Consider the following 21,398-nt stretch of genomic DNA (forward strand, 5'->3'; position numbering starts at 1 on the left):
GTTTTTATCTGTATAAATTAAATTACTTGCCTGCGCGAGCAGAAACAATATCTTGGGTCTGGATGACTTCGCCTGTTTTGTTACCCCATGCATTACGGGTGTATGTCATCACAGCAGCAATATCACCATCAGAAATAACGCCTGCCCACTTCGGCATCGCGCCCTTACCATTAATCAAGATGTTGTATTGCGCTTCTTTTGGTCCTAGTACATTTTTGCTGCCATCTAGCGCTGGGAATGTACCAGCGCCCTTGCCGTTTGGCTGATGGCAAGCTGCGCAGTTAGCGGCATACACTTTTGCACCGCGCTCTTTTTGCTCGTCAAGGGAATAAACCTTGGAAGGATCATCTGAAGCTGCAGCCATTTCTTTTTGCTTTTGCTCAACCCACTTGGTGTAATCCTCTTGAGAAACCACCTTAACAACGATTGGCATAAAGGCGTGCTCAGCACCACACAATTCAGAACATTGGCCACGATAGGTTCCAATATTTTCAGCACGGAACCAAGTGTCTCGTACAAAACCCGGAATTGCATCCTGCTTAACGCCAAAGGCTGGGATAGTCCATGAATGGATCACGTCATTAGCAGTAGTAATCATGCGAATCTTTTTACCAACTGGAACAACCATCTCATTATCAACTTCCATCAAATACGTATTTGATTTAGGAGCTAAGTTATTGATTGCCTCACGGGAAGTAGACATGGTGGACAAAAAGCTAATACCTTCGCCCTCACCTTTAATGTAGTCGTATCCCCACTTCCACTGGTAACCAGTAGTCTTAATGGTGATATCTGAATTCGTAGTGTCTTTCATCGCAACAACAGTTTTTGTAGCTGGCAATGCCATACCAATAACGATGAGCAAAGGAATAACAGTCCAAATGATTTCTACTGTCGTGCTCTCATGAAATGAAGCAGACTTAGCGCCGAGAGACTTGCGATGCTTCAGAATGGAATAGAACATCACCCCAAAGACACCAATAAAAATCACTGCACAAATAATCAACATCATCCAATGTAACCAATGGATTTCTTGCATGATTTTGGTTGCTGGAGCTGTGAAATTAAGCTGATTGACAGCTGGGCCACCCGGCATATTTTCAGCGGCATGAGCCAATGCTGTGCCAAAAGCAGCTGCTATGTAGAGCGAAGCCCTAGTGACTTTTCCAAATAAATTCATCTTATTCTCTGTTTATTGTCATGAACTTCTGCAGCTATATAGCCCCAGATAGCCCAAAAAAGCGGTATCAAGCCAAAACTTCTAGGGGGATTATAGGGTTATTTGAGCTCAACAACAAACCGGGTAAACCTTGACCAGCTCAACCTTGATAAAGGTTTAAAAGATAGTGAGCACTTACACTTAAGCAGAATCACTCCTAGTAATGCGTCCGATTTGATTTGGATCAATATAGGCCACATGATCTTGTGCTTTAGATAGGTGCTTACCGATGACCCAAGCATGTCCATAAACTACCTCTAGGGTGAGTTTTTTAGGTAAATCCTCAATCTGGCCACCCTCAATGCCTATTGCATCCACCAAATTCAATGCTTTGACATCCTGCAGAAGAACAGCGTTGCTCTCATAGTCAAGGTTCAAAAATTCCATATCCATGACTGGGTCAGAAAACCCCTCACCCAATAAGGCATCACCCATGTCGTGCATGTCCCAAGGACTTGGTAGGGCTCTTAGAGAAAGTCTTTGTGAGAACGCTTCAGACCTTAATTCTTTTGCGGTATCTGGACCCAGATAACTAAATGCCAGCAATCCACCCTCCCTAAGAACGCGACGGCATTCTTGCAAGAAGTGCTTGGGATCAGATAAATCTTGAATCAATAAAACACTAAATATCAAATCCACGGAGTTATCACGCAATGGTAGACGACCCGTATTTTTATAGGCCTCAAAAGAGCTTAAGTGACTTGCCATGAATCGAGAGTGCCATAAACGCGATACCCTCAATTTCCATAATGCCAAATTGGATAAACCAATTTCATGCAGACCATGTAAACGGGTTTTTGAAAAGCGTTTAGGTATCGCTTGAACATGCGTGCCAGGAAAATCAGGGACAAGCAAAATATCCTTGGTATCGAGCTTAACGATCTCTAGCTTTTGCAACATACGGTCTGCAATTTCGTTCTGAAGCCATCTGATTGGTTGGGTCATTCGCTCAGTATACTCAGCGCCCCATGTCTATCTTCCAGAATATTTTCCAAACAATTCATGCCCACGCTTTACCCACTGCTTGCATTGTTTGCGGAGCATTTCAAGATCAACAGATTTGCGTTGAGTGCATCAAACTATTGGCTAATGAACAACTCTCAAACTATGAATGCTGTCGTCAATGCGCAAGCATGCTAAATCATTTTGAGCTGACAGATCATCGGTGTTGCGAGTGCGCCAAAAATCCCCCTTACTTTGATGAAACCTATTGTCTAGACCGATATGAAGGACGCCTACAAAAATGCTTACATCAACTCAAATATCAAGGGCGCTTATTTTATGCAAGTGGTCTTGCTCTTGCTTGGAATACACTCGCTTCAGCAAACCAGAATATGGATTTAAGGGGCTATCTTTTGCCTGTCCCATTAAGCCAAACAAAGCTCTGCCTACGAGGCTTTAATCAAAGCTGGGAAATTGCGAGAAAAATTGACTGTGGAAAATTTCTGCAGAAAAATCCCCATATATTGATGCGACACCATCATGCGCATAATCAAGCCACGGAAACAAAAGCCAATCGTCAACGTATGATTAAAGATGCATTTTTTATCAACCCGCTTTATCAAAAAACATTGGAAGGTCAAACAATCGTTGTCTTTGATGATGTGATGACCAGTGGCGCAACCTTAAATGAAATCGCCCGCATTCTGAAGGACAATGGAGTTTCCCGAGTCATTAACTGGGTTCTATTAAGAACACTGTATCCAAGCGTAAGAAGCGAAGCATAAAGAAGAGCGGACCATGTTTAACATCGTTTTATTTGAACCAGAAATTCCACCCAATACCGGCAACATCATTCGCTTATGCGCCAATACGGGCGCAAAGTTACATTTGATTGAGCCGCTGGGTTTTCCAATGGAGGATGCCAAGCTTCGCCGCGCAGGCTTGGATTACCACGAGTTTGCTAAAGTCAAAGTTCATGCAAACTGGTCAGCATTTCTAGAAAACGAACAGCCTCCGGTAGATCGTATTTTTGCCCTCACTACCAAAGGCTCAGGAAAATTTCATGAGGGCCAGTACCTGCCTAATGATTATTTTGTATTTGGCTCTGAGACTAAAGGGATCACCGATGAAGTGAGAAATGCCATTCTTCCTCACAATCGCATGCGCTTAGCTATGCAAGACAGTAGTAGAAGCTTGAACCTATCAAATACGGTTGCCATTATTGTTTACGAAGCATGGCGTCAGAATGGCCTTGCTGGTGGCAATTAAGAAAAAATTACGCCTCTATCTTTGGGTCGCGCCCCATTAATTTTTTCACAGCCTCTTTTGGATCTAAAGTGCCTGATAGGACCTGAACCATCATCGCAGTAATGGGCATCTCAACATCGAGACGATTAGCCAAGCTATTTACCGCAGACGCGCACAGCACTCCTTCTGCTACATGACCCAAATTACTTAATACCTCTGACAAAGGCTTACCCGCAGCCAGAGCTAAACCAACCCGACGATTGCGAGATAAATCTCCTGTTGCCGTCAAAATCAAATCACCAACACCGGTAAGTCCCATACAAGTCTCTGACCTACCGCCAGCAGCTTTAACCAAACGCATCATCTCGGCCAAACCACGTGTGAGGACCGCAGCTCGCGCATTCAGACCGAGATCTAAGCCATCGCCAATACCCGCAGCTATAGCTAAGACATTTTTGATCGCACCACCTAATTCAACTCCAATCAAATCATCGCTGGCATAAATGCGCATATTGCCATGATGAAAAGCGCCTTGAACGATCTCGCATAAACTTTTTGACTGACTCGCTACAGTTAATGCACATGGCATACCTTTGCCAACCTCTTGGGCAAAACTCGGGCCAGATAGTGCACCGTATGCATGTTGCAAACCATGGCTATGCAATTGATCTTCACGAGCGACCACCTGATGGGGCAGCAGTGCGGTATTAGGTTCTAAACCTTTGCACAACCAAATAATATTGAGCGGGTGTTTGGCTAGCTGCAATACCTTTGCAACGGTTTCTGATAAACCCGACATTGGCGTGGCAATTACCAATAAATCCTCTTGCGAAAGACGGGTAACTGCACGCTCAAGACTGGATTCAAGATCGAGATTCTTGGATAACGCTACACCCGATAAGTAGGCAGCATTTTGGCCGGTATTTCTAATCTGGTCTAACTGATCAGGATCGCGCGACCACAAACAAACAGCCCCATCATTAAGATAGCGGGCTGCTTGCGCGGCCATAGCAGTACCCCAGGATCCAGCTCCAAGCAGTGTCACTCTCATGATCTGTGGGCTTTTAATGAAACACTTCAGTGGGGAAGAATGATTTTGCTTTCTTCAGAAGAATTACTCTCATTCTGAGCAGCTTGCTGCGCTTGCATCATGCGATGTTCATACATGCCGTGGAAATTGATTTCATTCAAATGAATCGGCTGGAAGCCAGCACGGCTAATGGTGTCAGCAATATTGGATCGCAGGTACGGATACAAAATAGTGGGGCAGGCAATTCCAAGCATTGGATCAATCTGCTCAGGTGGGATGTTGCTGAATTCAAAAATACCTGCTTGCTTAGCTTCGACAAGGAACAGTACCTTGCTATCTACCTTAGCAGTTACAGTAGCAATCAGCGCTACCTCGAAAATTTCTTCACCTAGACGAGTAACAGCTACATCTACCTCGACCTCAACTGTTGGCTCTGCAGAGACCAGCAAAATTTGCGGTGCATGCGGTTGCTCGAGCGATAAATCTTTCAGATAAATACGTTGAATACGAAAACCTGGCTCTTTAGAGCTATCAGAGCCATCTGGAGTTGGAGTAGTTTGTTCAGTCATATCAGGCTTTCTAATAAATTTTTTAAGCTAAAAGTGGATCAAGTTTGCCGGCACGATCTAGGGCAACCAAATCGTCATATCCGCCAACATGTGTTTCGCCGATATAAATTTGGGGAACCGTGCGACGTCCAGTGCGAGTCATCATGATCTCCCGTTGCGAAGGATCTCGATCAATCAAAATCTTCTCTAAATTGGCAACACCCTTCTTTTGCAAGAGTTTTTCCGCCATAACGCAATATGGGCAGACTTGAGTACTGTACATCGTGACTGGTGGCATGGAATGACCTATGAATTATTTAACCAAGGGCAAGGCTGAAGCCTGCCATGCTTGAACTCCACCATCCAAGACAACCACTTCAGCAAAGCCCATTTTCTGCAGTTCGGGCACCACTTTGCGTGCACTAATGCCAGAGTGGCAGACCAAAATTACGGGGTTTTTGCGATCTAACTTTAGCTTATCGAGCCCCGAAGAAATTTGGGAAGCAAGAATATGTTTTGAGCCGGGCAAGTGCCCCGCTTTGAAGTCTGCCTCTGGACGCAAGTCCAAAACAGCGGCCTTGCGACGATTCATCCAGATTGTCGCCTCAGTCGGAGACAAGCCTTTGCCGCCAATAAGCGTAGATAATGTAGGGAAGAAAAGCGCCAAACCCGATACAAACATCAGGGCAATGAGCGCTAAATTGTCAAATTGTGTGAGAAAGTTCATCACTGGATTATAGAATGGCTCTATGAAACAACTTGTCCTTATTCGTCATGGCGAATCCGCCTGGAACCTTGAAAACCGCTTTACAGGCTGGGCTGATGTTGACTTAACCCCCAAAGGTACCGAACAAGCCCTAGCTGCAGGTGAAAACCTACGTAAAGCAGGATATGAGTTTGATGTGGCCTATACCTCCGTTTTGAGGAGGGCTATCCGCACACTTTGGCACGTACAGGACACCATGGACTTGATGTGGCTGCCAGTAGTTCACAGCTGGAGACTGAATGAACGTCACTATGGGGCGCTTACCGGTCTTAATAAGGCAGAGACTGCTGCTCAATATGGCGACCAGCAAGTGCATATTTGGCGTCGCTCATATGATGTTCGGCCACCTTTGCTCGAAGCGGATGATGAGCGTAACCCCAAAAATGACCGACGCTATGAAAAACTACAGCCCTCCGATATTCCTCTGGGAGAATGCTTAAAGGATAACGTTGAGCGGGTTTTGCCCCTGTGGAATGAGTCTATCGCCCCTGCTCTGAAGGCTGGCAAACGGGTTCTCCTGGTCGCCCATGGCAATAGCATTCGCTCGCTCATCAAGTATTTGGATCAGGTTTCCGATGAAGACATTATGGAAATTAATGTCCCCAATGGGATCCCGCTCGTTTACGAACTAGACGACAACCTCAAACCAATTCAACATTTTTATTTGGATTAGGGTAAAAAGAAGCATGCGCGTATTTTTTAAGAACTTTGCCCTTGTCGCTGTAGGTCTCATTGCTGGAGTTGCAGCAACCATCCAGCTATCAGCAACCGCTCAACAGGGTAGCACTCTGCCTTTAGACGAGCTTCGCACTCTATCGAATGTGTTTGCTCAAATTAAACGCGAGTACGTCGAACCCATTGAAGACAAGCAATTACTGACTGATGCCGTCAAAGGCATGGTAAGCAGTCTGGATCCGCATTCAACCTATTTAGACAAAAAAGATTTTTCTGAAATGCAAGAACAAACCAGCGGCAAGTTTGCTGGTCTTGGCATCGAGATTACCTCTGAAGATGGTGTTGTCAAAGTACTGAACCCTATTGAAGATAGTCCGGCTGCACGCGCTGGCTTACAAGCAGGCGACCTCATCACTCGCCTCGATGACAAGCCTGTACGGGGCATGTCATTGGATAAAGCAGTGCGCACAATGCGCGGTACGCCTGGTACAAAAATTACCCTCACAGTTTTTCGCAAAAGTGAAGAGCGAAGCTTTCCGGTAACCATTACGCGCGCAGAAATCAAAGTTCAATCAGTCAAAGCCAAAATTTTGGATAAAGATATTGCTTGGGTCAGAGTGACGAGCTTTCAAGAAAGAACTGTCCCAGACCTGGCTAAAAAACTCACTGAATTGGCCAATCAAAATCCTAATCTCAAAGGCATCATCCTGGATTTGCGCAATAACGGTGGCGGCTTGTTACAAGGGGCTGTCGGTGTTGCAGCAGCCTTTTTGCCAGAAGATTCAGTGATTGTTTCCACTAAAGGTCAAACACCTGATTCCAAGCAGGTCTTTAACGCTACGCCTGCAATGTATCGTTTGAGCGAGCCCGGTGATCCCTTGGCTGGCATTCCGCCACTATTCAAGAAGTTACCCATGGTGGTGTTGGTTAATGCCTACTCTGCCTCTGCATCTGAAATTGTTGCTGGAGCATTGCAAGACTACAAACGCGCAACCATTATTGGCAAAACCACCTTTGGTAAGGGCTCCGTTCAAACTGTTCGACCCCTTACAAGTGATTCTGCTTTAAAGATCACGACTGCTTACTACTACACACCCAATGGCAGATCCATTCAGGCATATGGCATTAAGCCTGATATTGCAGTCGATCAAAACAAAGATGGCGATCCTGATGATGTACTCATCACACGTGAAATTGACAGCGAAAAACATTTGCGCAATAAGCAATCTTCAGAAGAAAAATTGATTGCTGATCGCGAAAAGCGTCGCCTTGAAGAGCTACAACGCATTGAAGAAAAAAATGCCAAGAAAACGCCTGAAGAGAAAGAAAAAGATAAGGCTAAAAAGCCTGTTGAACTTGGCAGTGCCGATGACTTCATGCTTTCTCAGGCAGTAGCATTCATTAACGGCGAGCCTGTAAAGCGCTCATCTTCCAAGCTCGAGTAAGAAGTTCTAGGCTAGTAGCTTATGAATGATGAGCAGTTACTTCGCTACTCTAGGCATTTGCTGCTCGAAGAAATTGATATTGCTGGCCAAGAAGAACTCCTTGGCTCTCATGTCCTCATTATTGGTGCTGGCGGCCTAGGGAGTGCAGCTGCCCCTTATCTTGCAGCCGCTGGCGTAGGTGAAATCACCTTACTAGATCACGATAGTGTTGAGTTGACTAATCTGCAACGTCAAATCATGCATTCCCAAAAATCGCTTGGTCAGAGCAAAGTGGAGTCAGGCAAAGCGTTCTTGGAGAGCATTAACCCCACTCTAAAGATTCATGCTGTTCAAGATAGGGCATCTGGGCCACTCCTAGACTTGCTCTTGCCGAAAGTTGATCTGGTTTTAGATTGCACGGATAACTTTACAACCCGCCATTTAATTAATGCCGCCTGTTTCAAACACCACAAACCGCTTGTCTCTGGATCTGCCCTTAAATTTGACGGTCAGCTCAGTGTGTTTGATTCACGTAAGGAGAAATCACCCTGCTATGCCTGCCTCTTTTCTCCCGAAGAAGAGCTTGAGGAAGTCAGTTGTGCCAGCATGGGAATTTTTTCGCCTCTAGTAGGCATCATTGGCGCAATGCAAGCAGCTCAAGCTTTACAGGTTTTAATCGGCTTTGGTCAACCGCTTGTCGGCAGAATGTTGCTATGGAATGCGCTCAATACAGAGATTAATGAAATTCGTATTGCCAGAAATCCAGAGTGCGTGGTTTGCGGCAAACCCCACTAAATACCAAAACTACTTAAGCAAGTAATTTCTCAAGCGCTTGGGCTTGCTCCTCGGGCTCAATTGCCTGCAGTACTGCTGGAATGCGTGTTCGCAATTGGCCAACATCCGCCTTCAATATCTCGCGCTTGACTAGCAACAATTGACTAAAGTGCATTGAAAAATCGGTCAAACCCAAACCAAGTAGCAGCTTAGTCATGGACGGGTCTCCGGCCATCTCCCCGCAGACTGCAACAGGAATATTGGCACGCTTTGCTTGATCAATAATATTGAAAAGTAAATTGAGAATTGCTGGATGAAACGGGTCATACAAATGGGCGACTGCATGATCTGCACGATCAATTGCAAGCGTGTACTGAATCAAATCATTCGTACCGATAGATAAAAAATCAAAGCGGTTAATAAATAAAGGTAGAACTAAAGCAGCTGCCGGAATCTCTATCATGGCACCTACTTGAATATTGGGATTAAATGCCTGTCCTCGCTGATGAAGTTGTTGCTTTGCTTTTTCAATCAAGCGCAATGTTTCATCAATTTCTCTTACGTGGGCGAGCATCGGAATCATAATGCGTGCTTGTCCATGAGCTGAGGCTCGCAAAATTGCCCGTAATTGGGTGAGAAAAATTTCCGGCTCGGTCAGTGACCAGCGGATCGCCCTTAAGCCCAATGGTGATGTACCTGTTTGCGACAGATCAGAACCGGAACCGAGCGCTTTATCGGCACCCACATCAATAGTCCGAATGTTGACAGGCAGGCCATGCATTAAATCAACAACACGTCGATATTCTTGATACTGCTTTTCTTCGTCAGGCATTGCTTGGTGACGATCCATGAATAAAAATTCAGATCGAAATAAGCCAACTCCAATTGCGCCCAATTCCACTGCTTGCGTAGCATCTTCAGGCAATTCAATATTGGCCAAGAGCTCAATTGCCACATTGTCTGCCGTCGCGGTACGAGAGTGCTTAAGCTCTTGCAACTTACGGGTTTCTTCAATCGCCTTAATTTGAAGCAATCGATACTCGGAGAGTAATTGTTCATCTGGAGCAACTACGACCACACCATGTTCACCATCAATGACCAACCAATCGCCATGACGAATCATTTCACTCGCATGCCGAACACCAACTACCGCCGGTATTTCCATACTTCGCGCTACGATGGCGGTATGTGAGGTTTTACCTCCTAAATCTGTCACAAAACCCGTAAATGCACGCTCTTTAAAACGCAACATGTCGTGAGGAGCAATATCATGAGCCACAATAATTGCATCAGCTCCAACATCGCTGGGTGACAATAAGTCAGAATCGTCTATGCCATCTTTTTTCTGCGAATTAAGAGCCTTCAGCACTCGCTCAGCAACTTGTCGAATATCGTTTGCCCGCTCTTTAAGATAGGCATCCTCAATCTCAGCAAACTGCTCCAACAGATCATTAAGTTCGGTAGTCAAAGCCCACGCAGCATTTAGTCTCTGAGTGCGAATAAGTTTCAAAGGCTTCTGAGCTAAAGCAGGGTCAGCCAGAATCATGCCGTGCACATCTAAGAAGGCTGCCATTTCTTGTGGCGCATCCTTGGGCAAACCTTGTCGCAATTGTGCTAACTCAAGGCGTACCTGCTCAAATGCATCCATTAATTTTTGAGCTTCTGCCTCTTCTTTGCCAGCCTCGATTAAATAATGACTCACCTCAAGTGCAGCGCGCGAAATCAGTACGGCTTTACCAATGGCAATACCCTTGGATACTGGAATTCCGTGCAAAGCAAAGGTCATATGCTTACTCGCCCTCACCAAATCGATTATTAATGAGCTCAGTAATAGCTTTCATGGCTTCATCTGCCTGATCACCTACCGTCTCTAAGGTCACGGTGCTCCCAATGCCAGCAGCCAACATCATGACACCCATAATGCTCTTGGCATTAATTTGACGACCATTTCGTGACAACAAAATTTCACAGGGAAACTCAGCAGCAAGTTGCGATAACTTTGCTGAGGCACGGGCATGCAAACCCAGCTTATTAATAATTTCAATTTCAGCAATTGGCATATTGATCTCTATTTCTCAGTAGTTTCCTGCAAAGCCTTAGAGCCCAAACGCAAGATCCCATTTTGGCCACCAGCAAGCGCTTTCTGCGCCAACTCTTCCAAACTTTCACCACGATGAGAAATGCAGCGCATCAACATTGGCAAATTCAATCCCGCCAACACAATCACTGGGGAATTCAAACCAGACAGAGGGCCAAGCGCCTCTAATTTAGATGCGACATTGGCTGGTGTTGCCCCCATCACATCCGTCAAAATTAAAATACCATGCCCAGAATTTACGCCATAAGCAGCTTTTAAAACACGATCAAAACTGGCCTTGGTATCTTCATATGGAGGAATATCCACAGCCCTCACTCTTTCAGGTAAAACCCCAAACGTATGCTCAGCAAAACCCAACATGGCGCTAGCCACAGGAGTATGGGCAACAATAACGATTCCAACCATTTTTATGCCAATGCCTTCTCAAGCGCTGTTAACCAAAATTGCGGGACATCAAACCCGCTTTGCTCGGTAATCTCCACAAAACACGTTGGGCTAGTGACGTTAATTTCCGTAACGTAAGACCCAATAAGATCTAATCCTACCAAGAACAAGCCCCGTTGATTTAAAAGTGGAGCTAAATATTGAGCCACTTTGCGCTCTGCGTCACTGAGCGGCATAGCTACACCCTTACCACCAGCAGCTAAATTTCCCCGAATTTCACTGCCCTGCGGAATCCGAGCTAATGCAAATGGTACGACTTCGCCACCGATTAACAAAACTCGCTTATCCCCTTGCGTAATCTCAGGCAAAAAACGTTGGGCCATTAAAGTCCTCGCGCCGTTTTCACCTAAGGTCTCGACAATACTGGCAAGATTCAAGCCGTCTTTACCCACCCGAAAGACTCCCATGCCACCCATACCATCTAGCGGCTTGATCACAATATCTTGATGTTCTTTATGAAATTGCTCAATCGCACCCAATTCACGAGTTACTAGAGTGGGTGGAATTAGCTCCGGAAACTCAGTTATCGATAACTTTTCAGAGTGATCCCGAATGGCCGCAGGATTATTAAATACCTTAGCACCCTGCCTTACTGCAGCAGAAAGCATCCATGTGGTATTCAGATATTCAATATCAAACGGCGGGTCTGTTCGCATCAATACCGCAGAAAAAGAATTTAAGGCGCGATCTTGAATGGCTCCTAGCTCGTACCAAGCAGTACTACTACTTGGTTTAATTACTAGCGGCTGACAATCTGCCACCACTGCATTACTGCGCCACAATACATGGCAACTTTGACAGAACCAGAGTCGATGACCCGCTGCTTGTGCAACACGCATCATTGCCAATGTGGAATCCTTGCTTACTTTAAAAGTATCCAAAGGATCGGCAATAAATAGTAAGTCCATCTTTATGTTCGAATATTGAAAAATAAATTATGCTACTTCAGCATTTGGGTCGGATCTCTCTAGCTCAAGCGATGAGGCTAGCAAGGCTAAGCGCGCTACTACGCCATAGAGATAGAAACGATTTGGTGGAGCACTTCCAGGCTTAGCTCCTAAATCTGGCATAGAGTATTGCTCGAATGCCAAGGGTACAAAATGCATACCAGGTGCATTGAGATTTTCATCTGGACCACGGTCAGTATGCACTCTATAAAATCCACCAATCACATAACGATCGATCATATAGACCACAGGCTCAGCTACGGCCTCATTGACCTTCTCAAAGGTGTATACGCCTTCCTGAATTAATACATCGCTCACTTCAAGACCTTCTTTAACGATACTCATCTTATTGCGGTCTTTACGATTTAAGCCTTTGAGCTGAGCGGGGTCATTGACTACCATCACGCCCATTCCATAGGTCCCAGCATCCGCCTTAACAACAACATAGGGCTTTTCTTTGATGCCGTATTCACGGTACTTTTTAGCAGTCTTTTTCAGCACTTGCTCTACTGCTGTTTGTAACTCCTCTTCACCTTTGCGCTCATGAAAATTCACATTCGAGCAACTAGTAAAGTAGGGATTAATCATCCACGGATCAATATCGACCACCTTTGAAAAACGCTTGGCAACTTCATCATAGGCAGCAAAATGATTTGACTTGCGACGCACATGCCAACCTGCATGCAAACCTGGCAATAGATACTGTTCGTGCAAATTTTCTAAGATCGGCGGAATGCCTGCTGACAAATCGTTATTGAGCAAGATTGAGCAAGGATCAAAATCTTTGAGACCTAAACGCTGCTTCTTTAAACCCAAACGGGATAAAGGTTCCATCAATAAACGATTGCCGTCCGGCAATTCAATCCAAGTTGGCTTCTTGATCTCATCAGATAATGTGCCTAAGCGCACATTTAAACCCGACTGTCGCAAGATAGATGCTAAGCGAGCAATATTTTGCAAATAGAAAGTGTTACGAGTGTGGCGCTCAGGAATCAGCAATAAATTTTTGGCTTCTGGGCAAATTTTCTCAATCGCTGCCATGGCCGCCTGAACTGCGAGAGGCAACATTTGTGGCGAGAGATTATTAAATCCACCCGGGAAAAGATTGGTGTCAACGGGAGCGAGCTTGAACCCAGCATTTCTCAAATCGACAGAGCAATAAAAGGGCGGAGTATGCTCCTGCCATTCCAGCCTAAACCAGCGCTCAATCGTTGGGGTTGCTTCCAAGACCTTTGACTCGAGTTCGAGTAAAGGTCCGCTAAGGGCAGTAATTAGATGTGGAACCATCTCACCATTGTAAGATTTTTAAAAGACAAAGGGCGGTATCCGAAGATACCGCCCTTTTTACCCACTAAATTCACTAAAAATTACCTATGGGGACCAATTAAGCACCCCCTATTTAGTCAATTAGTTTGAATACGCTGTTTCACCATGAGATGTCACATCCAAGCCTTCACGCTCTTGATCTTCAGGAACACGGAGACCAATGACGATGTCAACCACTTTGTATGCAATTACTGAAACGATTGCACACCAGACGATGGTAATGATGACGCCTTCAGCCTGAATAATGGTTTGAGCAAGAATCGAGAAGTCAGCAGGAGCAGCGCCGCCAGTTCCACCCAAGCTAGGAGCAGTAAATACTCCAGTCAAGATGGCACCAACAATACCGCCAACACCATGGATACCAAAGACGTCGAGGGTGTCATCTGCGCCCAGCATTCTCTTGAGACCACTCACAGCCCATAAACAAATCAAACCAGAAATAAAGCCGATAGCAATAGCACCCATTGGACCAACAGTACCGCAAGCTGGAGTAATGCCAACCAAACCAGCTACTGCACCAGAAGCAGCACCCAACATAGAGGCCTTACCTTTGAATAAAGTCTCACCCAAATTCCATGCCAATACTGCAGCAGCTGGAGCAAGCAAAGTGTTAATGAATGGCAATGCAGCACCTTCATTTGCTTCGAGGTTAGAGCCCGCATTGAAACCAAACCAACCCACCCATAACAATGCAGCACCAACCATTGTCAGAGTTAGGCTATGAGGAGTCATAGCATCTTTGCCGTAACCAAGACGTTTGCCGATCATGTATGCACCTACCAAGCCAGCAATACCAGCATTAATATGCACCACTGTTCCACCAGCAAAATCGAGTGCGCCCTTGTCAAGCAAGTAACCGCCAGCACCCCAAACCATATGAGCGATTGGGAGGTAGCAGAATGTTAACCACAGTGCGCAAAAGAGCAACACAGCAGAGAACTTCACACGCTCAGCAAATGAACCCACAATCAAACATGCAGTGATACCAGCGAATGTTGCTTGGAATGCAATGAAAATAAATTCAGGGATCTTTGATGTAGGCGTAAAGGTATCTGCTTGTGAGGCCGTAGTGACCCCAGAGAGGAATGCTTTACTAAAGTCACCAATCACTAGACCTTCGGCACCGAATGCCAAAGAATAGCCATAGATAACCCATAACAAGACCATTAAAGAAAATACGGTCATTACTTGCATCAAGACAGACAGCATATTTTTACTTCTGACTAATCCACCGTAGAACAGCGCTAATCCTGGTAGCACCATCAAAATGACCAAAATAGTGCTCAGCATCATCCAAGCAGTATCAGCCTTATCAACGGTTGCTACGACAGCAGCAGCTGCACCAGCAACACTGGCAGCCGCCGCAGCTACTGGCTCTTCAGTGGCTGCATAAGCGACTGAAGTTGCCATGACGCCAGTTGCACCAATAGCCAAGGCCATTGCGCTTCCAGCTAGGAATTTTTTCATCCGAGTTAACATTTTGAACCTCTCTTTAAAGTGCTGACGCACCGGTTTCACCGGTACGAATGCGAATGACGTGTTCAACTGGTGAGACAAAAATCTTGCCATCGCCAATCTTTCCAGTACGAGCTGATTTTTCAATTGCTTCAATCGCTCGCTCCAAGATGCCATCTTCAACAGCAGCTTCAATTTTTACTTTCGGCAAAAAGTCGACTACATATTCAGCGCCACGATATAACTCAGTGTGCCCTTTTTGACGGCCAAAGCCCTTCACCTCAGTGACGGTAATGCCCGAAACTCCCACTTCCGAGAGAGCTTCGCGCACTTCGTCAAGCTTGAATGGCTTGATGATTGCGGTAATTAATTTCATACGTTTCTCCGTTTAGAGGAAGGAATTAGAAAGTTTTTGTGAGCGAGAAGTTTGCGCCACCACGACCTGACCAAGTGGATTGATTTCCACCAGTGCTATACCAGACAGGGTTTGCATTCGTGCTGATATAGGAAACCTGAGCAGATAAACCGCCGCCAAAATCTTTAGTCATGCCCAATTTCCAATCAGTGTAGCTAATATTATTTTGAGCGCCTGAATAACCCGTTGTTGTAAATGGTTGGCCAGCAACATATTGGTAACCAATATGTCCGTTAGCACTCAAGCCCCAAAATCCAGTGTCATAGTTCAATGTCAAATCAGGGTACATAGAACCTGCGCTATTAGGAATTCCGAAGAGAGTTGTTACAGCATATGAAAGTTTTACAAAACCAGTCAATGGCCCAAGCGTAAAGTTTTGGGCTGCATACAATTCAGTTGAATTTGGATTCTGCATAAAGGTTGAGTTAAAACCTTTAGTTGGATAGTAGTATTGCAATACACCAAAATCTGAAGCAAAGCCTGGAGCAATTAGCTCTTTCTTAAAGCCGCCGTAGAAATCCATCTCAATGTTGCTGCTCACATTGTTACCAGCCCCAGAAGCAGTACTGTTTTGGTCGCCAATCCAACTAATTGAGCTGTTCCAGTTTCCAATATAGAAACCACTCTCATGGGCGTAATCAAAGCCACCTTGAATTGCTGGCTGATAGTTGGATTGGGTAATACCACGGTAGCGGTAATCATTTACAACAGTAACGTTCGCAGAAATCGGACTACCTGCATCTTCAGGGTTAGTTGGGGTATCTGCTGCAAATGCTGCTGTTGCAAATAAGCCAGAAGCTGCTAGAGCGATGGCTGTCTTTTGAATAGTTTTCATGTGTTACTCCTTGCTGTATGTAATGAAAAAGGGATAAATGCTTATTGCATGGAGTGATCATGAATCTCGGGATATCTCGTAATTTCTGGTGATTCACCGAAATAAGGCTTATGCCCCAAATAAGTGCATTAATTTGCACCATTTCAGTACTTTTTGCTGCAATTGCAGCATTTTTGGGTGTTTTTGCATCTTTTTGGCCCTACAACTTAAAATAGGACTTGTATCTTTTATGCAACTAATTCAGAACGGCGGGCAGCACAATGCAAAAACCAGGTGAAATCCTAGAGCAAATCCAGCGGATTGCTAGCGACATGCAAAACAAGGTTGGTGACGCGATTCGCAATTCACCGGCACAAGAGATTGAAAAAAATGTCCTCGCCATGATGAATCAGGGATTTCAGAAAATGGATTTGGTGACTCGCGAAGAGTTTGAGTTGCAATCTAAAGTACTAGCCAAGACTAGAGAAAAATTAGAGGCCCTAGAAGCTAAAGTTGCTGCACTAGAAAAATCCTAAGCTAAATATTTAGCTTACTCAGGATGAAATTCATCAAAGAAGTTAGCGTACATCTCTTCTAAGAAAAACTTTTTTGCATCCACACGCGCTGGTGCAGTATGCAAAACCGATACTTGGTAAATATGAATTCCGCCATCAGCAGCTGCTCTAGTGATCCAGCGAACACGCATAGACTGCTCAGAGGCTCCCGTAGAGGCAAACTCTAAAAAATAATCTTTAGTCGGTAATTTCTGGCGACCAATGGTTTGATAAAACGCATCCGCACTGACGTCATCTTGTGAGTCTACATTAGCTCTCTTAAAAATATTGTCCTGCATTTGCTCAAGCAACTTTGCTTGTAATGGAATTTGATCTTTACTTAAGGTAACGGTACTCACTGAGTAAATATCATCATCAATTTTGACAGCCTCGAGTGATTGAGGAATCTCTTGGCCCTCATACGGCAAACGTCGATCCATCTTCTCAGGTTTACCAGGAAACAAAGCGTTGTAACCCTCTTGCGGAGATTGCACTGTGCGCCAATCCAACTTGGGGCTACAAGCGACAAGCATCAATACTGCCGTCAACAATACTCCCAGCCTTTGTATAAATAGCTTAGACAATGCCTGCCCCATGTGCCTGCTGATCCGCATGGTAGCTCGACCGCACCATTGCACCGACTGCTGCATGCGAAAAGCCCATGGCATAAGCCTCTTCTTCAAAGCGCTTGAAGGTATCTGGATGCACATAACGGCGCACAGGCAAGTGATGCCCCGAAGGCGCGAGATACTGACCAATAGTGAGCATATCAATATTGTGATCACGCATATCCCGCATGACTTCTAAAATTTCCTCATCTGTCTCACCCAAACCCACCATCAATCCACTCTTAGTGGGGATGTGGGGAAAACGCTCTTTAAAGTCCTTCAATAACTTCAAAGAATGTGCATAGTCAGCACCAGGTCGCGCCTCTTTATAAAGCCGGGGAACAGTTTCTAAATTGTGATTCATCACATCAGGCAGGCCGGCTGGCGCATGCTCTGAAAAAATATCTAACGCTTTATCTAAGCGCCCACGAAAATCGGGAACCAAAACCTCAATGCAGGTATTAGGGGAAAGGTCTCTAGATTGAGAGATGCAATCGACATAATGCATTGCGCCGCCATCACGCAGATCATCACGATCAACACTAGTAATGACAACGTAATTTAATTTGAGTGCGGCAATCGTGCGAGCCAAGTTTGCAGGCTCTTTAACATCCAAGGGATCCGGCCTACCGTGGCCAACATCGCAGAATGGGCAACGACGGGTACATTTATCACCCATGATCATGAAGGTCGCAGTGCCTTTACCAAAGCACTCACCAATATTAGGGCAGCTAGCTTCTTCGCAAACGGTGACCAACTCATTCTCGCGCAAGATTTTTTTGATCTCCGTAAAGCGTGAATTACCTGAAGCGGCCTTTACCCGAATCCAGTCAGGCTTCTTGAGCACCTCTTGCATAGGAATAATCTTGATGGGAATACGCGCAGTCTTTTCGCTAGACTTTTGCTTGCGAGAAGCGTCGTACGTCACATCCTGACGAGCGTGGGCAGTTGATTCAATATCGGGCTTGTTGGTGGTCATGATGTAATCAGTTGCTTTTGCAAATGCCCTAAGAGGGTTTGACTAATAATGTCCATATTGTCCTTGATCCCAAGGGATTGCATATCAATCGTTCTTAAGCCCTCATAGCCACAAGGGTGGATGCGGGCAAAAGCATCGAGATCAGTATCTACGTTAAGCGCAAGGCCATGATAAGAACAGCCTTTGGAGACTTTAAGCCCCAAAGCGGCAATTTTGGACCCCCAGTACTCTGGCGCTATACCTTGAGTCTGGGTAATGTAGATACCAGGGGCCCCAGAATGCCTTTCTGCGGTTATCCCATAATCAGCAAGCGTATCAACCAAGGCTTGCTCGATTTTGAAAACCAACTCTTTTACAAAGATACCCAACCTTCTCAAATCTAGCAGCAGATAGACCACAACCTGGCCTGGGCCGTGATAGGTAATCTCTCCACCTCGATCAACCTGTACCAGGGGAATTTGATTGCTCGGAGAATGCAAATTACTGGGATCGCCTGCCAAGCCTAAAGTAAAAACGGGCGGATGCTCGAGTAGCCAAATTTCATCGGGCGTATCAGCATTACGCCCTTGCGTAAATTCACGCATTGCTTGGTAAGTTGATTCATAGTCAACCAGTCCTAAGCGCTTAACTAGCAAAGTCATGCAAGTGAATTAGAGAACAATACTCACCAATGGGTGCGTAGAGAGCGTGCGGTAGAGCTCATCTAATTGCTCGCGACTCGTGGCGGTAATCGGCAGCGTAATACCCAAGTAATTACCGTCTTTTGATGGTCTTTGCTCAACTTTGCTCTCATCAAACGTGGGATCAAATTGATGGGCAATATGCAAAATCGCAGGAAGGTATTCAGGGTTAGACTTTCCCATTACTTTAATTGGAAACTCGGAGGGGTATTCAATGAGGGATTTTCTATCTTCAGTCATTCTTTTCTCTAACTATTTTTTTAATCAATCTATTTCAAGCTTAGCCATTGCGATGATCAGGCATACCTAACCAAGCGCCAGTGATAATGTTACGAATGCAATGCAAGCGGCGATGAAAAAAATGGTCTGCGCCCGGCACCACTTGAACCGTTAACTCCTGTGGTCGCGCCCAATTGAGTACATCGATTAACGGAATCGTTTCATCTAGCTCACCATGAATCAAAATGGTATCCGCTGGTACCAGAGCCAACTCCCACTTTCCTGCCGCGCTACCTACCATCACAAAACGCTCTGCTGGACGGCCAAGCTCAGCCAATCTTTGTACCAAGTGCGTTCCTACATAACTGCCAAATGAAAAACCGGAGACCACGAGGGGCAGCGTATTGACTGAATGAATCCACGCTTGGCCTGTCGCCGCCTCAAATTGTGCCCAGCTTGATGGTGTCCTCATCCAATCGGTCACATGGAGTAAATCATCGACTTCGCCAATACCATCATCATGCACGCCAGCAGTTGCACCTACACCCCGAAAATTCGGTCGCACACTGACATAGCCCAACTGATTAAAGGCTCTTGCCATGGTTTGAGCAACTTTGTTATCCATTGTCCCACCCATGAGAGGGTGTGGGTGTGCCACCAGCGCCAAGCCTCTTAATGGGAAATCTGGATTCGTTTTTAATTCGTCAGGTAAATCGATGGACATCTCAATTTGTCCAACGACGCCTTCAATGTGAATAATTTTTGTACGGCTATTCATGAATAAAACTTTCGCAGCAATTTAAACCAACTGAAGACGCTCTACTGGACGCCCCAAAATTAAATGGGATTGAATAATTTCTTCGACATCTTCAGTATCTACAAAGGTATACCAAATACCTTCTGGATATACCACCATAACGGGGCCATCAGCACAGCGATCTAAACATCCCGCTTTATTCACTCGCACTTTTCCAGGGCCACTTAAACCCAATTCTTTCACACGATTTTTTGCATACTCAAATAGCGCAAATGCATTGTGTTGATCACAACAATCTGAGCCATTGTTGCGTTTATTCAGGCAGAAAAATAAATGGTTCTTAAAGCTCATAAATAATATTCATTAGGAAGTTAAATTTAATGCCGCCCTATTACGAACAGCCCAAAATAAAGCCAATGGCAACCATACCACTGAAACCCATTGCATTAATTCATTAAAGTGCAAAAGTCGCCCTTGGTTCCAATGTCTTAATGTCAGCAGAAAGTAAGGATTATCCGGCAAAAGATTAATTGCCAAGGTAGCACTGAGCAGGAAAATGATGGCAAGCCAAAACTTGGTGATTCCCGTGAGTGATAAGGTCCATTTCAACAAAATACTGCCAAATACCATTCCCCAGAGTGCACCGGCAGTCAACCACAGCAAACTGAACTCGGAACCAAATTGCAAAGCAGTAAAAACAATCTTAATCATCACTGTTAGTAACAGAAGGCTAATGAGGATTTTCCATTGGGGCGCTTTAGGGCGCATACCTAAGGAGAGCAAAAGTCCCACACCCAACCAACAGAGTGCTGTGATAACAGCCTCTTGGACAACATGGTTAATAACCATAGTCCCCCAATCAACGGATGCAAAGATGGCATGACCCCAAACACCAGTCCCTAACCATGAACTTTGCGGGTAGATTTGCGACCAAGGAAATAGCAGAAATAAAGCACATGCCGCCCAATGGATGCCAAACCACTGGTCAAAGCGTTTGCGAATGATGCTGCCAGAAAGCCACTGGGGACCCAAAGGGATGGCTAGCAAAGCCCCTAGTAAGCCTCCCGATACATTGGCCCACCAATCCATCTGGCTTGGAATGCGGGTTGGCAACCAAGTTTGTAGCGATTCGACACTGAAAGCCAAAAGAGCACTACATCCCAAGGCTACCCCCAAAGCAACAAAATTACGCCATCGTGGGTAGCATGCAAATACCAGCAAGAATCCCAAGGGGATATAAGCCAATATATTCACAGATACATCAAATAGGGTGATAAATCGGGGTAAGGGCGCGTTTAGCCAGGCCCATCCTGAGATGCCATTGTGAATATTGAAATCAAAGGGGGTGAGACTGACATAAATGATTAATAAGGCATAGCTCAAACTGATGGCTCGAGCTAAGGGCATGGCCTGTAGAGGCCAAACAAACTTGCGAGGACGCTGGTCTTCCTGATGCATCCCCCAATTCTAGGTCAG

Annotated in this window: 27 protein-coding genes; 6 read left to right on the forward strand and 21 right to left on the reverse strand. The window is 45.3% G+C overall.

Going from position 1 to position 21,398, the window contains the following annotated elements; all coding sequences use genetic code 11:
• Positions 1-22: 22 nt before the first annotated feature.
• Positions 23-1,180, reverse strand: coding sequence for a cytochrome c oxidase subunit II (gene coxB / locus FD974_RS09025; RefSeq protein ID WP_215364370.1), 1,158 nt, complete (start codon positions 1,178-1,180; stop codon positions 23-25).
• 180 nt (positions 1,181-1,360) lie between these two features.
• On the reverse strand, positions 1,361-2,164 hold the full coding sequence (locus FD974_RS09030; protein ID WP_251374594.1) for a methyltransferase domain-containing protein: 804 nt from the start codon (positions 2,162-2,164) through the stop codon (positions 1,361-1,363).
• Positions 2,165-2,187: 23 nt separating this feature from the next.
• On the opposite strand from FD974_RS09030, the gene FD974_RS09035 reads away from it, so the two are divergent.
• Complete coding sequence (locus FD974_RS09035; RefSeq protein ID WP_215364371.1) at positions 2,188-2,946, forward strand: ComF family protein; 759 nt, start codon at positions 2,188-2,190, stop codon at positions 2,944-2,946.
• A gap of 13 nt (positions 2,947-2,959) precedes the next feature.
• On the forward strand, positions 2,960-3,430 hold the full coding sequence (trmL, locus tag FD974_RS09040; RefSeq protein WP_215364372.1) for a tRNA (uridine(34)/cytosine(34)/5-carboxymethylaminomethyluridine(34)-2'-O)-methyltransferase TrmL: 471 nt from the start codon (positions 2,960-2,962) through the stop codon (positions 3,428-3,430).
• Between the two features lie 7 nt (positions 3,431-3,437).
• Here trmL and FD974_RS09045 read toward each other — a convergent pair whose 3' ends face one another.
• The 4 genes from FD974_RS09045 to FD974_RS09060 are packed head-to-tail and all read right to left on the reverse strand — an operon-like array spanning position 3,438 to position 5,714.
• Positions 3,438-4,460, reverse strand: coding sequence for an NAD(P)H-dependent glycerol-3-phosphate dehydrogenase (locus tag FD974_RS09045; protein ID WP_215364373.1), 1,023 nt, complete (start codon positions 4,458-4,460; stop codon positions 3,438-3,440).
• Between the two features lie 26 nt (positions 4,461-4,486).
• Complete coding sequence (secB, locus tag FD974_RS09050) at positions 4,487-5,008, reverse strand: protein-export chaperone SecB (protein ID WP_215364374.1); 522 nt, start codon at positions 5,006-5,008, stop codon at positions 4,487-4,489.
• Between the two features lie 22 nt (positions 5,009-5,030).
• Positions 5,031-5,285, reverse strand: a complete 255-nt coding sequence (grxC, locus tag FD974_RS09055) for a glutaredoxin 3 (RefSeq protein WP_215364375.1) — start codon at positions 5,283-5,285, stop codon at positions 5,031-5,033.
• 15 nt (positions 5,286-5,300) lie between these two features.
• Positions 5,301-5,714 carry a rhodanese-like domain-containing protein gene (locus tag FD974_RS09060; RefSeq protein WP_215364376.1) on the reverse strand — a complete coding sequence of 138 codons (414 nt, stop codon included), beginning with the start codon at positions 5,712-5,714 and terminating at the stop codon, positions 5,301-5,303.
• A 22-nt stretch (positions 5,715-5,736) separates the two neighbouring features.
• Between FD974_RS09060 and gpmA the strand changes: the two genes are divergently transcribed.
• Genes gpmA through FD974_RS09075 form a run of 3 tightly spaced genes read left to right on the forward strand, consistent with a single transcriptional unit; the run spans position 5,737 to position 8,647 of the window.
• Positions 5,737-6,426 (forward strand): 2,3-diphosphoglycerate-dependent phosphoglycerate mutase, encoded by a 690-nt coding sequence (gene gpmA / locus FD974_RS09065; protein ID WP_215364377.1) that lies wholly within the window; start codon positions 5,737-5,739, stop codon positions 6,424-6,426.
• 13 nt (positions 6,427-6,439) lie between these two features.
• Complete coding sequence (locus FD974_RS09070) at positions 6,440-7,873, forward strand: S41 family peptidase (RefSeq protein ID WP_215364378.1); 1,434 nt, start codon at positions 6,440-6,442, stop codon at positions 7,871-7,873.
• 21 nt (positions 7,874-7,894) lie between these two features.
• On the forward strand, positions 7,895-8,647 hold the full coding sequence (locus FD974_RS09075) for a molybdopterin-synthase adenylyltransferase MoeB (RefSeq protein WP_215364379.1): 753 nt from the start codon (positions 7,895-7,897) through the stop codon (positions 8,645-8,647).
• Between the two features lie 13 nt (positions 8,648-8,660).
• Here FD974_RS09075 and ptsP read toward each other — a convergent pair whose 3' ends face one another.
• From ptsP to FD974_RS09115, 8 genes are all read right to left on the reverse strand, one after another.
• Positions 8,661-10,412 (reverse strand): phosphoenolpyruvate--protein phosphotransferase, encoded by a 1,752-nt coding sequence (ptsP, locus tag FD974_RS09080; protein WP_215364380.1) that lies wholly within the window; start codon positions 10,410-10,412, stop codon positions 8,661-8,663.
• Between the two features lie 4 nt (positions 10,413-10,416).
• Positions 10,417-10,686, reverse strand: a complete 270-nt coding sequence (locus FD974_RS09085) for an HPr family phosphocarrier protein (RefSeq protein WP_215364383.1) — start codon at positions 10,684-10,686, stop codon at positions 10,417-10,419.
• Positions 10,687-10,694: 8 nt separating this feature from the next.
• On the reverse strand, positions 10,695-11,129 hold the full coding sequence (locus FD974_RS09090) for a PTS sugar transporter subunit IIA (protein WP_215364384.1): 435 nt from the start codon (positions 11,127-11,129) through the stop codon (positions 10,695-10,697).
• Positions 11,130-11,131: 2 nt separating this feature from the next.
• Complete coding sequence (gene gshB / locus FD974_RS09095) at positions 11,132-12,076, reverse strand: glutathione synthase (protein ID WP_215364385.1); 945 nt, start codon at positions 12,074-12,076, stop codon at positions 11,132-11,134.
• A 27-nt stretch (positions 12,077-12,103) separates the two neighbouring features.
• Positions 12,104-13,402, reverse strand: coding sequence for a glutamate--cysteine ligase (gshA, locus tag FD974_RS09100; protein WP_215364386.1), 1,299 nt, complete (start codon positions 13,400-13,402; stop codon positions 12,104-12,106).
• 120 nt (positions 13,403-13,522) lie between these two features.
• On the reverse strand, positions 13,523-14,908 hold the full coding sequence (locus tag FD974_RS09105) for an ammonium transporter (protein ID WP_215364387.1): 1,386 nt from the start codon (positions 14,906-14,908) through the stop codon (positions 13,523-13,525).
• A gap of 25 nt (positions 14,909-14,933) precedes the next feature.
• Positions 14,934-15,272: a P-II family nitrogen regulator gene (locus FD974_RS09110; RefSeq protein ID WP_011903792.1), complete on the reverse strand. Its 339-nt coding sequence runs from the start codon at positions 15,270-15,272 to the stop codon at positions 14,934-14,936.
• A 25-nt stretch (positions 15,273-15,297) separates the two neighbouring features.
• Positions 15,298-16,146 (reverse strand): TorF family putative porin, encoded by an 849-nt coding sequence (locus tag FD974_RS09115; protein WP_215364388.1) that lies wholly within the window; start codon positions 16,144-16,146, stop codon positions 15,298-15,300.
• 260 nt (positions 16,147-16,406) lie between these two features.
• Between FD974_RS09115 and FD974_RS09120 the strand changes: the two genes are divergently transcribed.
• Positions 16,407-16,661: an accessory factor UbiK family protein gene (locus tag FD974_RS09120; protein WP_215364389.1), complete on the forward strand. Its 255-nt coding sequence runs from the start codon at positions 16,407-16,409 to the stop codon at positions 16,659-16,661.
• Between the two features lie 14 nt (positions 16,662-16,675).
• On the opposite strand, the gene FD974_RS09125 is transcribed toward FD974_RS09120, so the two are convergent.
• From FD974_RS09125 to FD974_RS09155, 7 genes are read right to left on the reverse strand one after another with little or no spacing between them, the layout of a single operon-like run.
• Positions 16,676-17,263, reverse strand: a complete 588-nt coding sequence (locus FD974_RS09125; RefSeq protein WP_215364391.1) for a hypothetical protein — start codon at positions 17,261-17,263, stop codon at positions 16,676-16,678.
• Positions 17,256-18,266 carry a lipoyl synthase gene (gene lipA, locus FD974_RS09130; protein ID WP_215364393.1) on the reverse strand — a complete coding sequence of 337 codons (1,011 nt, stop codon included), beginning with the start codon at positions 18,264-18,266 and terminating at the stop codon, positions 17,256-17,258. The genes FD974_RS09125 and lipA overlap by 8 nt, the downstream gene beginning before the upstream one ends.
• On the reverse strand, positions 18,263-18,907 hold the full coding sequence (gene lipB / locus FD974_RS09135; protein ID WP_215364395.1) for a lipoyl(octanoyl) transferase LipB: 645 nt from the start codon (positions 18,905-18,907) through the stop codon (positions 18,263-18,265). The genes lipA and lipB overlap by 4 nt, the downstream gene beginning before the upstream one ends.
• A 9-nt stretch (positions 18,908-18,916) precedes the next feature.
• A complete protein-coding gene (locus tag FD974_RS09140) occupies positions 18,917-19,186 on the reverse strand; it encodes a DUF493 family protein (RefSeq protein WP_215364397.1) in 270 nt (89 codons plus the stop codon).
• Between the two features lie 40 nt (positions 19,187-19,226).
• A complete protein-coding gene (locus FD974_RS09145) occupies positions 19,227-19,943 on the reverse strand; it encodes an alpha/beta hydrolase (RefSeq protein ID WP_215364399.1) in 717 nt (238 codons plus the stop codon).
• Positions 19,944-19,964: 21 nt separating this feature from the next.
• A complete protein-coding gene (locus FD974_RS09150; protein ID WP_215364401.1) occupies positions 19,965-20,273 on the reverse strand; it encodes a ferredoxin in 309 nt (102 codons plus the stop codon).
• A 12-nt stretch (positions 20,274-20,285) separates the two neighbouring features.
• A complete protein-coding gene (locus tag FD974_RS09155; RefSeq protein ID WP_215364405.1) occupies positions 20,286-21,380 on the reverse strand; it encodes a VanZ family protein in 1,095 nt (364 codons plus the stop codon).
• Between the last annotated feature and the right edge of the window lie 18 nt (positions 21,381-21,398).

The organism is Polynucleobacter sp. es-EL-1 (genome assembly GCF_018687975.1).
In the GTDB taxonomy this organism is placed as follows: Bacteria; Pseudomonadota; Gammaproteobacteria; order Burkholderiales; family Burkholderiaceae; genus Polynucleobacter.

Coding starts and splice junctions, on each gene's coding strand:
- secB (WP_215364374.1), bottom strand. CDS start 5,008: ATGACTGAACAAACTACTCCAACTCCAGATGGCTCTGATAGCTCTAAA.
- FD974_RS09060 (WP_215364376.1), bottom strand. CDS start 5,714: ATGAACTTTCTCACACAATTTGACAATTTAGCGCTCATTGCCCTGATG.
- coxB (WP_215364370.1), bottom strand. CDS start 1,180: ATGAATTTATTTGGAAAAGTCACTAGGGCTTCGCTCTACATAGCAGCT.
- FD974_RS09150 (WP_215364401.1), bottom strand. CDS start 20,273: ATGAGCTTTAAGAACCATTTATTTTTCTGCCTGAATAAACGCAACAAT.
- gshB (WP_215364385.1), bottom strand. CDS start 12,076: ATGGACTTACTATTTATTGCCGATCCTTTGGATACTTTTAAAGTAAGC.
- FD974_RS09105 (WP_215364387.1), bottom strand. CDS start 14,908: ATGAAAAAATTCCTAGCTGGAAGCGCAATGGCCTTGGCTATTGGTGCA.
- FD974_RS09075 (WP_215364379.1), top strand. CDS start 7,895: ATGAATGATGAGCAGTTACTTCGCTACTCTAGGCATTTGCTGCTCGAA.
- FD974_RS09140 (WP_215364397.1), bottom strand. CDS start 19,186: ATGACTGAAGATAGAAAATCCCTCATTGAATACCCCTCCGAGTTTCCA.
- FD974_RS09110 (WP_011903792.1), bottom strand. CDS start 15,272: ATGAAATTAATTACCGCAATCATCAAGCCATTCAAGCTTGACGAAGTG.
- FD974_RS09115 (WP_215364388.1), bottom strand. CDS start 16,146: ATGAAAACTATTCAAAAGACAGCCATCGCTCTAGCAGCTTCTGGCTTA.
- FD974_RS09070 (WP_215364378.1), top strand. CDS start 6,440: ATGCGCGTATTTTTTAAGAACTTTGCCCTTGTCGCTGTAGGTCTCATT.
- FD974_RS09085 (WP_215364383.1), bottom strand. CDS start 10,686: ATGCCAATTGCTGAAATTGAAATTATTAATAAGCTGGGTTTGCATGCC.
- lipB (WP_215364395.1), bottom strand. CDS start 18,907: ATGACTTTGCTAGTTAAGCGCTTAGGACTGGTTGACTATGAATCAACT.
- FD974_RS09155 (WP_215364405.1), bottom strand. CDS start 21,380: ATGCATCAGGAAGACCAGCGTCCTCGCAAGTTTGTTTGGCCTCTACAG.
- lipA (WP_215364393.1), bottom strand. CDS start 18,266: ATGACCACCAACAAGCCCGATATTGAATCAACTGCCCACGCTCGTCAG.
- FD974_RS09145 (WP_215364399.1), bottom strand. CDS start 19,943: ATGAATAGCCGTACAAAAATTATTCACATTGAAGGCGTCGTTGGACAA.
- FD974_RS09030 (WP_251374594.1), bottom strand. CDS start 2,164: ATGACCCAACCAATCAGATGGCTTCAGAACGAAATTGCAGACCGTATG.
- ptsP (WP_215364380.1), bottom strand. CDS start 10,412: ATGACCTTTGCTTTGCACGGAATTCCAGTATCCAAGGGTATTGCCATT.
- trmL (WP_215364372.1), top strand. CDS start 2,960: ATGTTTAACATCGTTTTATTTGAACCAGAAATTCCACCCAATACCGGC.
- FD974_RS09090 (WP_215364384.1), bottom strand. CDS start 11,129: ATGGTTGGAATCGTTATTGTTGCCCATACTCCTGTGGCTAGCGCCATG.
- FD974_RS09035 (WP_215364371.1), top strand. CDS start 2,188: ATGTCTATCTTCCAGAATATTTTCCAAACAATTCATGCCCACGCTTTA.
- gshA (WP_215364386.1), bottom strand. CDS start 13,402: ATGGTTCCACATCTAATTACTGCCCTTAGCGGACCTTTACTCGAACTC.
- FD974_RS09120 (WP_215364389.1), top strand. CDS start 16,407: ATGCAAAAACCAGGTGAAATCCTAGAGCAAATCCAGCGGATTGCTAGC.
- grxC (WP_215364375.1), bottom strand. CDS start 5,285: ATGCCACCAGTCACGATGTACAGTACTCAAGTCTGCCCATATTGCGTT.
- gpmA (WP_215364377.1), top strand. CDS start 5,737: ATGAAACAACTTGTCCTTATTCGTCATGGCGAATCCGCCTGGAACCTT.
- FD974_RS09045 (WP_215364373.1), bottom strand. CDS start 4,460: ATGAGAGTGACACTGCTTGGAGCTGGATCCTGGGGTACTGCTATGGCC.